Source organism: Pseudonocardia kunmingensis, assembly GCF_006716445.1.
Taxonomy (GTDB): Bacteria; Actinomycetota; Actinomycetes; order Mycobacteriales; family Pseudonocardiaceae; genus Pseudonocardia; species Pseudonocardia kunmingensis.
Genome location: NZ_VFPA01000001.1, coordinates 1,015,753 through 1,028,546, shown reverse-complemented (window position 1 = coordinate 1,028,546; position 12,794 = coordinate 1,015,753). Strand labels below are relative to the sequence as shown.

The following is a 12,794-nucleotide window of genomic DNA, read 5'->3' as shown; positions in this document are numbered from 1 at the left end:
CTAGGCCTCGTTGATCAGTGCGACGGCCCGGTCGGTGACGGCGGGGTCGCCGATCAGGTGCTCCCACCGCCCGTAGACCGGCTCCACGGCCGCGCGGAACGCCTGCAGCTTCGCGCCGCTCGGTTCGACCAGCTCGACGCCGCCCTCGAGCACCGCCTTCAGGTACTCGCCCTCGTGCACGCCGACCATCACCTCGGTGCCGTCGCGGTAGAGGGCGCGGCCGGCCTCGTCGAGCGCGGCGCGCAGCGGTGGCGGTTGGGCGTCGTACCAGTCGGTGCGGCAGTAGGCGTCGACGGTGTAGGCCCCGACGTGCGCGCGCGTCCCGTACCGGACGATCTCCTGCAGGTCCCGGGACACGATCGTGCCCAGGTAGCTCATCAGCCCGTCGATGGTCCCGCGCTCGAGGGCCTCGAACACCTCCGAGGACCCCATGAACACCGGCGCCCCGCCGAGCGCCTTGACGGTCTCGCCCTCGATCTCGCCGGCGACGCGGATCCGCAGGCCGCGGGCGTCGGCGGGTTCCAGGATCGGTCGGTCGACGGTCCAGAGGTACTCGAACGTGCACGGCATCCCGCCGAGCAGCCGCACGCGCTGCTCGGCCAGCTGCTGGTTGATCAGCGCGTACAGCGGGCCGTCGGGATCGAGGGCGCGGCGCTGCTTCGCGAAGTCCTCGGCGCCGAAGGGCAGCTCCGCCGCGCCGAGGATCGGGAAGCTCGACGAGACGTACGAGCTGGTCTGGAACATCACGTCGGTCACCCCGAGCAGCAGGCCCGGGAGGAGCTGCTCGGCGCCGAGCAGGGCGCCGGAGTCGAACATGTCGCAGGCCATCCGGCCGCCGCTCGCCGTGGCGAGGGTGTCCATGAACGTCTGGATGCCGGGGTAGAGGTCGTCGTAGGACTGCGGGATGTAGGTCGTGGTGGTGACCGTCTGCGGGCCGCCGGCCTCCGCGCGGGCGCAGCCGGAGAGGCCCGCGATCCCGAGCCCGGCCGCGGCGAGGAAGGCCCGCCGCCCGAACGTCGCGCTCATGCGGGCACCCCCGCCAGCGCGGGCAGCACCTCGTCGGTGAGCCGCTGCAGGCTCTCCATCACGCGCTCATGCGGTAGGCCGGGCCACTGCGGGCGCAGCAGGACGTGCGCGGCGCCGGTCGTCGCGATCAGCTCGGCGAGCCGGTCGCGGCAGGTCTGCGGCCCGCCGAGGACGAACCGGCCGCGGCGCAGCTCGTCGAACTCCCGGTCGAAGCTCTGCGAGTCGGGCAGGATCCGGTCCTGGCCCCACGAGCGGTAGGTCGCGTACTTCATGGCGAGCGCGTCGCGCACGTCCTCGACGGCCTGTTCGTCGCTCGCGCCGACGTAGACCTCCTGCAGCACGTTGATCTCGGCCTCCCGGCCGTGCTCGGCGCACCGGGCGCGGAAGAACGCGGCCTGCGTGTGCAGGTGGTCGGCGTCGACGTGGGCGGCGGCGGCGATCCACGGCAGCCCGGTGGCCGCCGTCCGGGTCAGCGCGGAGTCGGTGTGCCCGGCCAGCCAGATCGGCGGGTGCGGGCGCTGCACCGGCCGCAGCTGCGGGCGCAGCCCGTCGATGCGTCCCGCGTCGCCCTCGAAGGTGACCTCGTCCTCGGTCCAGAGCTTGCGGACCAGGTCGAGGTTCTCCCGGAACCGCCGCAGCCTGCGGTCGCGCGGCACGCCGAACGCGTCGAACTCGACGTCGCGGTAGCCCAGACCGGCGCCGACGACGAGCCGCCCGCCGGAGAGGATGTCGAGCGTCGCGAGCTGCTCGGCGAGGTCCACCGGGTGGGCGAGTGCCATCAGCGTGATCGCGGTGCCGATCCGCATGTCGCCGGACTCGGGCACGAGCCGCCCCAGCACGGCCAGCGGGTGCAGGTACTGCACCTCCTCGGCCAGGTAGTGCTGCGTCGCCCAGACCGAGGTGAACCCGTGGTCGCGGGCGAAGTGCACCTGCTCGACCTGCTCGGCGAAGCGGGCCGCCGCGTCGTCGCCCGGCAGGAACTGGCTGCACAGGACGAGGCCGTATTCAGGAGCGTCCATCGTTGGACTCCTCAGGTCAGAACGAGCGGGGCATGCCCAGCACGTGCTCGCCGACGTAGGACAGGATGAGGTTGGTCGATATCGGCGCCACCTGGTACAGGCGCGTCTCGCGGAACTTGCGCTCGATGTCGTACTCGGCGGTGAAGCCGTAGCCGCCGTGGGTCTGCAGGGCGACGTCCGCGGCCTCCCACGAGGCGTCGGCGGCGAGCATCTTGGCCATGTTGGCCTCGGCGCCGCACGGCTGCCCGGCGTCGAACAGGTCGGCGGCCTTCCAGCGCATGAGGTCGGCCGCCTCCACGTGGACGTGCGCCCGCGCGATCGGGAACTGGACGCCCTGGTTGCGCCCGATCGGGCGGCCGAACACCTCGCGCTCGGTGGCGTAGCGGCTGGCCCGCTCCACGAACCAGCGCCCGTCGCCGATGCACTCCGCGGCGATGAGGATGCGCTCGGCGTTCATGCCGTCGAGCACGTAGCGGAAGCCCTTGCCCTCCTCGCCGATGAGCGCGTCGGTGGGGATGTGGACGTCTGAGAGGAAGACCTCGTTGGTCTCGTGGTTGACCATCGTGCGAAGGGGCCGCAGCTCGACGCCCTTCACCTCGCGCAGGTCGAGCAGGAACAGCGACAGCCCCTCGGACTTGCGCGCCACCTCCTCGCGCGGGGTGGTCCGCGCCAGCAGCAGCATGAGGTCGGAGTGCTGCACGCGGGAGATGAACACCTTCTGCCCGTTGACGACGTAACCGTCGTCGGTCCGCCGGGCGGTGGTGCGGATGCTCGTGGTGTCGGTGCCCGCGGTCGGCTCCGTGACGCCGAACGCCTGCAGCCGCAGCTCCCCGGACGCGATGCCGGGCAGGTAGCGGCGCTTCTGCTCCTCGCTGCCGTGCCGCAGCACCGAGCCCATCGTGTAGAGCTGCGCGTGCACCGGCCCGGCGTTGCCGCCGTTGGCGTTGATGCCCTCCAGCAGGACCGAGGCGTCCCCGAGGCCCAGGCCCAGGCCGCCGTACTCCTCGGGCACGAGCGCGCCGAGGCAGCCGGTGCCGGTGAGGGCGTCGACGAACTCCTCGGGGTAGCGCCGGGCCTCGTCGACCTCGCGCCAGTAGGCGTCGGGGTAGTCGGCGCAGATGCGGTCGATGAGCTCGCGCAGGTCCTTGCGCAGCTCGGCCTTCTCGGTCATGAACCCTCCGCCCGCGGGCCGTGCCCGCGCTTGTAGACCAGCAGCGTGCGGGTGAACTCCACGACGGTCTCGCCGGTCTGCTTGTACCCGGTGGTGCTCACGGTGACGAGGCCGAGCCCGGGCCGGGACCTCGACTCCCGCACGGCCTCGACCGTCGAGCGGGAGTGGATCGTGTCGCCCTCGAACACGGGGTTCGGCAGCCTGATCCCGTCCCACGACAGGTTCGCGAACACGTTCTGCGAGACGTCGGTGACCGTCTGGCCGGTGACGAGCGCCAGCGTGAACGCGGAGTTCACCAGCGGCTTCCCGAACTCGGTGCGCTTGGCGTACTCGTGGTCGAAGTGCAGCGGCGCGGTGTTCTGCGTGAGCAGCGTGAACCAGATGTTGTCGGTGGTGGTGACCGTGCGCCCGAGCGGGTGCTCGTACACGTCACCGACCACGAAGTCCTCGTAGAACCGGCCCTGCCATCCGGTGTGGACGGTCACTGTCCCTCCTCCAGTTCGGCCAGCACGGCCGCGGTGTGCGCGCCGAGCGCGGGCACGGCGCCGTCGGTGGCCACCCGGTCGCTCGGCGCCGCGGGCGGGCGCAGCGTGCGCACCTCGCCCGCGGGAGTCGTGGTCGAGAGCCAGCGCCCGTCGGGCGCGAGCTCCGGGTGGTCGGCGAGGTCGGCCAGCTCGGTCAACCGGCTCCACGCGATGCCGGCGGTGTCGAGGCGCGCGATCAGGACGTCGGCCGGGTGCCCGGCGCACGCGGCCGCGAGCGCGGCGTCCAGCTCGGCGCGGTGGGCCACGCGCCGGGAGTTGGACGTGAACCGCGGGTCGGCGGCGAGCGCGGGGTCGTCGAGGACCTCGGCGCACAACCGCGTCCACTCGCGCTCGTTCTGCACGGCGATCATGATCGACCGCCCGTCGGCAGCCGTCACTGCCCCGTACGGGGCGATCGTGGGGTGCGCGGTGCCCATCGGCTCCGGCGCGGTGCCGGAGTGGCGCGTGTAATAGAGCGGGTAGGCCATCCACTCGGTGAGCGCGCCGAACAGCGAGACGTCCACCGGCAGCGCCTCGCCCGTCCGGTCGCGGTGGCGCAACGCCGCGAGCACCCCGCTGTACGCGTAGCAGCCGGCGGCGATGTCGGCGATCGAGATGCCGACCTTGGCCGGCGCCCCCGCGCTGCCGGTGAGCGACATCAGCCCGGCCTCGGCCTGCACGAGCGCGTCGTAGGCCTTCTTCCGGGCGGAGGGGCCGCCGGGCGGGTAACCGCTGATCACGCACGTGATCAGGTGCGGGTGCCGGGGCGCGAGCGCGGCGGCGGTGAGCCCGCGGCGCTCGAGGGCGGCGGGGGAGAGGTTGGCGACCAGCACGTCGGCGCGGGCGAGCAGGCGGTGCAGGGTCGCGAACCCGTCCGGGTCTGCCAGGTCGAGCTGCACCGACTCCTTGCCGCGGTTGAGCCAGACGAAGGCGCTGGACTCGCCTCCCACCACCGTGTCGTAGCCGCGGGCGAAGTCGCCGCCGTCGGGGCGCTCGACCTTGATGACGCGCGCGCCGAGGTCGGCGAGCTGGCGGGTGGCGAACGGTGCGGCCACGGCCTGCTCCAGGCCGACGACCGTGACGCCGTCCAGCGGGAGAGCGGTCATTCCTGCACCCCCAGCAGCGCGGTGGCCCGGCGCAGCACCGGGGCGTCCACGAAGGTGCCGTCCGCGAGGCGGAACGCGCCCGAGCCGGCTTCCCGCGCGGCCGCGACGACCTCCCGGGCGCGCGCGAGCTCGGCGGCCGTCGGGGAGAACGCCTCCTGCACCGGCGCGAGCTGGCGCGGGTGCAGCACGACCTTGCCGGTGAAGCCGAGCTCGCGGGCCAGCACGCTCGCGCGGACCAGGCCGTCGGCGTCGTCGAGGGCGGCGTGCGGGCCGTCGAGCGGGCCGGGCAGCCCGGCCGCCGCGGTCGCGAGCACCACCTGCGAACGGGCGTGCAGCAGCTCCCGGCCATCGACGGTGGGCGTCACACCGAGGTCGGAGGCCAGGTCGAGGGTGCCGAACAGCAGGGTCGCCACCCGCGGACCGGCCGCGGCGACGGCGGGCGCGGCCAGCACACCGCGTGCGGTCTCGACGATCGGGAGCACGGCCGTGGCGCCGACCGGACGGCCCGCGGCCGCCTCGAGCCCGGTGAGCAGCTCGTCCAGGCGCTGCACGGCCCTGGCGTCCTCCACCTTCGGCAGCAGCACGCCGGCCAGCCGGGGCAGCAGCGCGGCGACGGTGGCCATGTCGTCGGCGAAGTGGGGGGTGTCCAGGGCGTTCACGCGCAGGAACAGCCCGGCTCGCGGGGGTGTGGCGGCGACCGCGCCGGGGACGGCCTCCCGGGCCCGGGCCTTCGCGTCCGGGGCGACGGCGTCCTCGAGGTCGACCGCGACCGCGTCGGCGGTGGTGGCGACCGCCTTCCCGATGCGCTCCGGCCGGTCGCCGGGCACGAAGAGGAGCGTCCGGCCCACGAGCATCTCCGCTCCTCCATTCGTGCCGTCTCCCGGCACATGTTCCGTGCTGCGGTCCGGGCTCGTGCCACCATCGGGGAGTCGTCCGCGCCTGTCAAGAGGAGACCTCTGATGAGTCCTGCCGCCGAGTCGGGCATGCGCGTCGTCCGGACCGCCCTGCGCGTGCTCGAGGCGGTGTCGGAGCTGCAGCCCGTGGGGGTCTCGGAGATCGCCCGGGTCACCGGCGTGCCGAAGAGCTCCGTGCAGCGCTGCCTGGTGAGCCTGCGCGAGGCCGGCTGGATCGCGGCGCCGCCGGGTGGGCCGCAGCGCTGGTCGCTCACCGGGCGGGCGCTCGCCGTGGGGCTGCGGGGCTCGGCCGAGCACGGCCTGCGGGAGGCCGCGCACGCCGTGATGCAGGACCTGCGCGACGCGACCCGCGAGACCATCCACCTCATCGGGTTCGGCGCCGAGCACGCCCCGGCCTCCGACGCCGGTCCCGCGGCCCTCGTGGTGATCGACCGGTTGGACAGCCCCGAGCCCGTGCGCACCTGGGTGCGGCTGGGCACGCCGGTCCCGCTGCACGCGAGCTGCAGCGGGCGGGCGGTGCTGTCCCGCCTGCCCGCGGTCGAGGCGCGGTCCCTGGTCGGCGACGCGCTGGAGCGCTACTCGGAGCAGACGATCACCGATCCGGACGCGCTGGCCGCCGAGCTGCGCGCGGTGCGCGGGCGCGGCTACGCGATCGCCGACCAGAGCTGGCGCTCGGGCGTGGGCGCCGTCGCGGCGGCCGTCGTCGACGCGGCGGGCCGCCCGGTCGGGGCGCTGGCCGTCTCCGCGCCGCAGCAGCGGTTCGACGCCGATCGCGCCGTGACGCTGGGAGCCGCGGCGGTGGCGGCCGCGGAGCGGGTGAGCGCGGCCATGCGCTGACGGTTCCCGGAACGGGCGCGGAACGGACATCCCGGCTGCCCGGGAAACGGCGGGTGAACGCTCAACGACATCGCCCTGCAAACATCGGACTTCTCTCGTCGGCCCCTTGATCCCGGGCGTGTCGGCACTCTAGGGTGATCGCACCCACCAGGGAGGACCTCCCCGCAACATGTCCACCGCCACCTCGCCGCCGGACGCCCCGATCCGGCCGGCCGGGTTGCGTCGTGCGCCCGATTCCCGACGGCGCGCCCGATCTCGCAACCGGCTGCGCAACTGGCTGCTCTTCGCTGTTCTCGCCGGGCCGAACATCGCATTGCTGGTGGTGTTCACCTACCGCCCGCTGCTGCAGTCCTTCTTCTACTCCACGTTGCAGTGGAACCTGGGTTCGCCGACCGCGATCCCGATCGGGCTGGACAACTACGTGGCGTGGTTCTCCGACCCCGGTACGCCGCGCACCGTCGCCATCACGGCGGTGTTCACGCTGGCCACCGTGGGCGGTGGCATGGTGATCGGGCTGCTGCTGGCCCTGCTGCTCAACCGGAAGCTGCGCCTGCGCGGCGCGGCCCGCACGATCGTCGTGGCCCCGTACGTGCTCTCGGGCGTCGCGATCGGGTTGCTGTGGCTGTTCGTGTTCGACCCGAACTTCGGTGTGCTCTCCGCGCTGCTGCGGGTCGTCGGAATCGGTTCGCCGGACTGGTACACGGATCCGCAGTGGGCACTGGCGATGATCATCATCGTGTACCTCTGGAAGAACGTCGGATACGTGGCCATCATCTACCTCGCCGGATTGCAGGCGGTGCCCAAGGATCTGCTCGAAGCGGCCACCCTCGACGGTGCCTCCAGCACTCGGACCTTCTTCTCCGTGGTGCTGCCGCTACTCGGCCCCACCACGTTCTTCCTCAGCATCACGACGCTGCTGACGTCCTTGCAGTCGTTCGACATCATTCGCGCGATGACGAACGGCGGACCGCTCGAGGGAACGACCACGATGATGTACCAGATCTACCTCGAGGGATTCGCGAACGGCCGCGCCGGATACTCCTCGGCGGTCGCGACGATCCTGTTCGTGGTGCTCTTCGCCATCACCGTGGTCCAGCTGCGGTTCGTGGAGAAGAAGGTGCACTACTCATGAGCGTCGTGACGCGGGACGCACCGGTCGCCGCGCCCCGGGCGCCGCGGCCCGCCGTGGGCGGCTACCTCGCGCTGGCGCTCGCCGTCGCGGTGATGGTGCTGCCGCTGGTCTGGATGGTCCTGGCCAGCTTCAAGGGCCTCGACGAGATCTACCGGCTGCCGATCCAGTGGCTGCCCGAGTCGTTCGCGCCCACGAACTACGGCACGGCCACGCAGACCGTGCCGTTCGGCCGGTTCTTCGTCAACAGCGCGATCGCCACCGTGCTCGGGGCCGGGCTGAAGATGCTGCTCGGGCTCATGACCGCCTACGCGCTGGTGTTCCTCGACATCCCGTTCCGCCGGTTCTTCTTCTGGCTGGTCGTGTGCGCGTTGCTGGTGCCCCAGCAGATCGTGCTCATCCCGAACTACGTGCTGATCGCCGACCTCGGCTGGCTCAACACCTACCAGGGCTTGATCATGCCCGGGCTGGCCAGCGCGTTCGGCACGTTCCTGTTCCGTCAGCACTTCCTCACCCTGCCCCGCTCGATCCTCGAGGCCGCGGAGCTGGACGGTGCGGGGCACTGGCGGCGGCTGTGGCGGTTCGTGGTGCCGCTGTCCGGGCCCACCATCGCCGCCGTCGGCCTCGTCTCGATCGTCACCGAGTGGAACGACTACCTCTGGCCGCTGCTGGTGATCGACCGGCCGGAGATGATGACGCTCCCCGTCGGGCTCACCCTGTTGATCAACAGCGACGGCCTCACCGACTGGGGCGTGGTCATGGCCGGCACCGTCCTGGTCACGGTGCCCGTCCTCGCCGTCTTCCTCCTCCTCCAGCGCCGGATCGTCGCCGGGCTGGTCGCCGGCGCCGTCACCGGCTGAACCTCCTCGAAAGGCGTTCGATGCGTACTCTCGACCTCTCCCGGCGCGACCTGCTGCGCCTGGGTGCCCTGCTGGGCGGCTCGGCCGCGCTGGCCGCCTGCGGCGGGCCGAGCCTGAGCGGCGGCGGTGGCGCCGCGCAGAGCGACACCGACTGGTCCGGTGTGCAGCCGGCCTCGCAGATCACCTGGTGGAGCAACCACCCCGGCACCTCCATCGCGCTGGAGCAGGAGTACATCCGCCGCTTCCAGGAGCAGAACCCGGGCATCACGGTCAACCTGGTCACCGCGGGCAAGGACTACGAGGAGATCGCCCAGCGCTTCCAGGCGGCCAGCGGCACGGACAACGTGCCCGACCTGGTGGGCGCCAGCGACGTCTGGTGGTTCCGCTACATGATCAACGGCCAGATCATCCCGCTCGAGGGGCTGGCGCAGCACCTGCAGATCGACACCGCCGACTACAACCGCACCCTCTACGACGACTACGCGTTCAACGACCAGCACTGGGCGCTGCCCTACGCGCGCTCCACGCCGCTCTTCTACTACAACCGCGAGGTCTGGCAGCGCGCCGGACTGCCCGACCGCGCCCCGCAGACGTGGGACGAGTACGAGCAGTGGGCGCCGGCGCTCGCCGGGGTCGTCGGCGCGCCGCCGCTGGGCCTGGGCAAGGGCCCGTCGTGGACGGCGTGGTGGTTCTGCAACATCATGTGGGGTCGCGGCGGGGCGTACTCCGACGAATGGACGGTGACCCTCGACAAGCCGGAGACCCTGGACGCGGGGGAGTACCTGCGAGCGATGGTCAACGACCGGAAGGTCGCCGCCGTGTCCGCCGGCGCATCGGACGGGTACGTCGTGGACTTCACGGCGGGCGTCACGGCGTGCACCATGGCCTCCACCGGGTCGTTGAGCGCGATCCTGAAGCAGGCGCAGTTCGAGGTCGGCACCGGGTTCCTGCCCGAAGGCCCCGCGGGCCCCGCCTGCCCCACCGGCGGTACCGGGATCGCGATCGCCTCGGCGAAGTCGCCCGAGCAGCAGCTCGCCGCCGGGATGTTCCTGAAGTTCCTCACCGAGCCCGAGCAGACGGCCCACTTCTCCGCCGGCACCGGCTACATGCCGGTGCGCACCTCGGCCGTCGACAGCCCCGACATGGCCGCGGTGTTCGCCGAGCGCCCGCAGGCCCGCACCGCCGTCGACCAGCTCGCGACCACCCGCGTGCAGGACTGGGTGCGCACCTTCGTCCCGTCCGGCGACCAGTACCTCACCACGGCCCTGGAAAGGATCATGCTCCAGAACGAGAACCCGGCCACCGCCTTCTCCGCGGCCGCCGCCGAGATCACCACCTCGTACGAGCAGAACGTTGCCCGCTATCTCTAGCCCGCGCAGTGGGGGCACGCAGCCGAGCGACCTGCTCCCCGAAGCCCTCCGCCCGCAGCCCGGCCGGATCCGCACCATCGCCCACCGCGGCGACTCGGCGTCCGCCCCGGAGAACACGATCGAGGCGTTCGCCGCGGCCGTCGCCGCCGGCAGCGACCTCATCGAGATCGACCTGCGGCTCACCGCCGACGGCGACGCCGCCGTCATCCACGACGCGTCCGCGCTGCGGACCACCGGGATCGACGCCCCGGTGGCCGAGCTCACGGCCGCGGCGCTCGGTGCGGCCGACGCCGGCAGCTGGTTCGGGTCCGAGTTCGCCGGCGCGCGGGTGCCCATGTTCGGCGCCGTCGCCGAGTGGGGCGCGGCGCACCCGGACGTCGGCTGGCTCATCGAGCTGAAGGGCCGCTGGACGGCCGCGCAGCTCGCCGGGCCGGTCGCCGCGATCCGGCGCCACGGCCTGGCCGGGCGCACGATCCTGCAGGGGTTCGAGCCGGAGACGGTCGCCGCGGCCCGCAACGCCGCCCCCGACCTGCCCCGGTCGCTGCTCGTGCTCCGCCGCGAGGACCCCGAGGCACTGCTCGGGCGGCTGCGCGCGCTCGACGTGGCCGGCTGCAACCCGATCGGACAGCTGCCCAGCCAGGTGCCCGGCCTCGCGGCCCGGCTGCGCGAGGCCGGTTACAGCGTGTACCCGTGGACGCTCGACGAGCCCGACGAGTGGGGCGCCGCGGGCGCCTCGGGCGTCGACGGCGTCATCACCAACCGGCCGGGCCCGTTCCGGAGCTGGCACGGGCGGCGCTGGAGCCCGGCGGGTGCGGAGGCGCTGGCGTCGTAGCCGGTTCCGGCTGTTGCGCGGGGACTCCCCCGGAGCGCAGCGCGGCCGTCGAGACGGCGGCCGCGAGGCACCAGAGGAGCGGGCCGGAGAGGCCGCCGGCGACGTCGACGTGTCCGGGAACGACCATGACGACGAGGAACGCGGCGTCGACGGCCCCGAGCACCGCGAGGTTCAGCCAGTAGCCGACGCGGTCGTTGCGCCGGTTGAGGGTGAGGGCGACGACGATCGCCTGGACGCCGAAGACGATGGCGCAGAGGAAGTACATCGCGCTCTCGGCCTCGAGCTCGCCCGCGGGCGGACCGCTCGCGAGCGCGCTCCACGACATCGCCGTGCCCAGGCCGAGGTGCAGCAGTCCCCAGGCGGAGTAGAGCCCCGCGGCGATCGCGGGCAGGTGCCGGTTCGGCATGGTGGTCCTCCACGGCGGTAAGATGATTTACGCCGTGAAATGTACACCGTGCGAAGGAGTCGGTATGGACAGCGAGGCGGCCGCGGTCGTGCGCGCGGCTCGCGAGCTGCACGCCGCCACCGAGGCCCTGCTCGACGCCGTCGCGGCCCGCTACGGCGTCAACCGCAACGACCTGCGCTGCCTGGAGATCCTCGAGCGCGACGGGCCGATGACGGCGGGCGCGCTCGCCGCGGCGAGCCACCTCAGCCCGGCCGCCGTCACCAAGGTGGTCGACCGGCTCGAGGGCGCCGGCTACGTCACGCGCCGCGCGAGCCGCGACGACCGGCGGGCGCACATCGTCGAGGTCTCCGACGCGCACGCCGACCTGCGTGGCGCGGTGTGGCAGCCGCTCCTGGACGACGCAGGGCGGTTGCTGGGGTCGCGCCCCGCGCGGGAGCTGCACGGGCTGGCCGACGACCTCCGCCGCCTCGGGGAGCTGAACCGCGGGCACGCCCGCCGGTTGTCCGCGGACCGCTGACCCCTCGCCCCGGGGGACCGCGGGTCAGTAGGGGGAGCCGCCCAGGTCGCGGCCGGGCACCGGCTGGCCGGCGTGCTCGCGGCTGCCGGCCCGGGTGCGCTGCGGGTCGGGCGCGCTGTCCTGCGGGAAGCGGCGCAGGAACTCCTGCTCGAGCGCCAGCATCCGCTCGGTGTGCGCCCGCAGCGCGGACTCGCTGCCGTGCAGGAGCGTCTCGTGCCGGGTCTCGTGCAGGTGGGCCACCTCGCGGCGGAGGTCGTCGTCGGCGAGCTCGTCGGGCGCGATGCCGTGCGATCGGTCCGTCATGGGGCAGGAGTGCCCGGTGCGCGCAGCGACCATGCCTGCGGCCGCGGCACGTCCCTCGTCACGCCCACCGGCGCGCGTCCCCCGCCGGTGATCGGGCAGGATCGATCGGGTGATCGTGCGACTGACGGTGCAGGGCGCCGTCGTGCAGGACCCCGACGACCTGGCCGGCGTGCGCCTGCGCACCGACCTCGACGCCGACGGCCTGCGTACCGCCCTCCAGACGACTGGCACCGGCGAGCCGGCGGGCGCGGACGCCGTTCTGATGGACGTGGCCGTCCTCCGCTCGCTGGCGATCATGAGCCCCACCGCCCCGGACTGGCCGCAGCGCTGGGCGTCCATGATCGAGGACGCGCGGCGCAGCGGGCTGCTCGCGGCCGACGGCCGTTCGATCCGGGTGCCGATCGAGCGTTCGTAGGGCGTTGACCACCGGCGATCGCCGGCTCCCAGCACTCGCTCACGTCGATCAGGTCGGGCGACCGGTGTTCGCGCCACTGATTCCGCCGGACGCCCGCCGCCCGACACGGCATCCGCCACCGGGCATGCGGCCCCGAACGACCGGGCGAGCAGCTGCGCGCGGCGGGCTCCCGGCACCATGGAGGTGCCCTCGATCGAGCATCGGGTCGGTGCGGCCGCGGAGGCGGCGCTGGCCGGCAGCACCTCGGTGTCCCCGCTGGACGTGCTCGGTGTGCTGGGCTGCGGGTGGACGCGGTGCTCGACAGGTGGCGCTGAACCACCTGACCGCCCGCGGCGATCGGCTTCTCCGAGCCCGCCCGCCCACCG

15 protein-coding genes are annotated in these 12,794 nt (G+C 73.3%); 7 read left to right on the top strand and 8 right to left on the bottom strand.

Features of this window, described 5'->3' with window-relative positions:
• From FB558_RS04900 to FB558_RS43805, 6 genes are read right to left on the bottom strand one after another with little or no spacing between them, the layout of a single operon-like run.
• Complete coding sequence (locus FB558_RS04900) at positions 1 to 1,026, bottom strand: TRAP transporter substrate-binding protein (RefSeq protein WP_142048517.1); 1,026 nt, start codon at positions 1,024 to 1,026, stop codon at positions 1 to 3.
• Positions 1,023 to 2,045, bottom strand: coding sequence for an LLM class flavin-dependent oxidoreductase (locus FB558_RS04895; protein WP_142048515.1), 1,023 nt, complete (start codon positions 2,043 to 2,045; stop codon positions 1,023 to 1,025). Before FB558_RS04895 ends, FB558_RS04900 begins: the two co-directional genes overlap by 4 nt.
• A gap of 16 nt (positions 2,046 to 2,061) precedes the next feature.
• Positions 2,062 to 3,216 (bottom strand): acyl-CoA dehydrogenase family protein, encoded by a 1,155-nt coding sequence (locus FB558_RS04890; protein ID WP_142048513.1) that lies wholly within the window; start codon positions 3,214 to 3,216, stop codon positions 2,062 to 2,064.
• Positions 3,213 to 3,701 carry a MaoC family dehydratase gene (locus tag FB558_RS43815; RefSeq protein WP_142048511.1) on the bottom strand — a complete coding sequence of 163 codons (489 nt, stop codon included), beginning with the start codon at positions 3,699 to 3,701 and terminating at the stop codon, positions 3,213 to 3,215. The genes FB558_RS04890 and FB558_RS43815 overlap by 4 nt, the downstream gene beginning before the upstream one ends.
• Complete coding sequence (locus FB558_RS43810) at positions 3,698 to 4,846, bottom strand: CaiB/BaiF CoA transferase family protein (RefSeq protein ID WP_142048509.1); 1,149 nt, start codon at positions 4,844 to 4,846, stop codon at positions 3,698 to 3,700. Before FB558_RS43810 ends, FB558_RS43815 begins: the two co-directional genes overlap by 4 nt.
• A complete protein-coding gene (locus tag FB558_RS43805; RefSeq protein ID WP_142048507.1) occupies positions 4,843 to 5,700 on the bottom strand; it encodes an HpcH/HpaI aldolase/citrate lyase family protein in 858 nt (285 codons plus the stop codon). Before FB558_RS43805 ends, FB558_RS43810 begins: the two co-directional genes overlap by 4 nt.
• A 105-nt stretch (positions 5,701 to 5,805) precedes the next feature.
• Between FB558_RS43805 and FB558_RS04870 the strand changes: the two genes are divergently transcribed.
• From FB558_RS04870 to FB558_RS04850, 5 genes are all read left to right on the top strand, one after another.
• Positions 5,806 to 6,597, top strand: a complete 792-nt coding sequence (locus tag FB558_RS04870) for an IclR family transcriptional regulator (protein ID WP_170231190.1) — start codon at positions 5,806 to 5,808, stop codon at positions 6,595 to 6,597.
• 169 nt (positions 6,598 to 6,766) lie between these two features.
• On the top strand, positions 6,767 to 7,729 hold the full coding sequence (locus tag FB558_RS04865) for a carbohydrate ABC transporter permease (RefSeq protein ID WP_142048503.1): 963 nt from the start codon (positions 6,767 to 6,769) through the stop codon (positions 7,727 to 7,729).
• Positions 7,726 to 8,586: a carbohydrate ABC transporter permease gene (locus tag FB558_RS04860; protein ID WP_142048501.1), complete on the top strand. Its 861-nt coding sequence runs from the start codon at positions 7,726 to 7,728 to the stop codon at positions 8,584 to 8,586. Before FB558_RS04865 ends, FB558_RS04860 begins: the two co-directional genes overlap by 4 nt.
• Before the next feature lie 20 nt (positions 8,587 to 8,606).
• Positions 8,607 to 9,956: an ABC transporter substrate-binding protein gene (locus FB558_RS04855; protein ID WP_142048499.1), complete on the top strand. Its 1,350-nt coding sequence runs from the start codon at positions 8,607 to 8,609 to the stop codon at positions 9,954 to 9,956.
• Complete coding sequence (locus FB558_RS04850; protein WP_142048497.1) at positions 9,940 to 10,788, top strand: glycerophosphodiester phosphodiesterase; 849 nt, start codon at positions 9,940 to 9,942, stop codon at positions 10,786 to 10,788. Before FB558_RS04855 ends, FB558_RS04850 begins: the two co-directional genes overlap by 17 nt.
• Here the strand turns inward: FB558_RS04850 and FB558_RS04845 are convergent.
• Complete coding sequence (locus FB558_RS04845; protein ID WP_211366091.1) at positions 10,709 to 11,194, bottom strand: hypothetical protein; 486 nt, start codon at positions 11,192 to 11,194, stop codon at positions 10,709 to 10,711. The two genes, FB558_RS04850 and FB558_RS04845, sit on opposite strands and share 80 nt — an antisense overlap.
• A gap of 64 nt (positions 11,195 to 11,258) precedes the next feature.
• Between FB558_RS04845 and FB558_RS04840 the strand changes: the two genes are divergently transcribed.
• Positions 11,259 to 11,711 (top strand): MarR family winged helix-turn-helix transcriptional regulator, encoded by a 453-nt coding sequence (locus FB558_RS04840; protein ID WP_170231189.1) that lies wholly within the window; start codon positions 11,259 to 11,261, stop codon positions 11,709 to 11,711.
• 24 nt (positions 11,712 to 11,735) lie between these two features.
• Here the strand turns inward: FB558_RS04840 and FB558_RS04835 are convergent, their stop codons facing one another.
• The gene (locus FB558_RS04835; RefSeq protein WP_142048493.1) at positions 11,736 to 12,014 is read right to left on the bottom strand and encodes a DUF6158 family protein; all 279 of its coding nucleotides are present in this window, start codon (positions 12,012 to 12,014) and stop codon (positions 11,736 to 11,738) included.
• A 109-nt stretch (positions 12,015 to 12,123) separates the two neighbouring features.
• Between FB558_RS04835 and FB558_RS04830 the strand changes: the two genes are divergently transcribed.
• Entirely contained in the window at positions 12,124 to 12,429 is a 306-nt protein-coding gene (locus tag FB558_RS04830) for a hypothetical protein (protein ID WP_142048491.1), read from the top strand.
• Positions 12,430 to 12,794 lie beyond the last annotated feature (365 nt).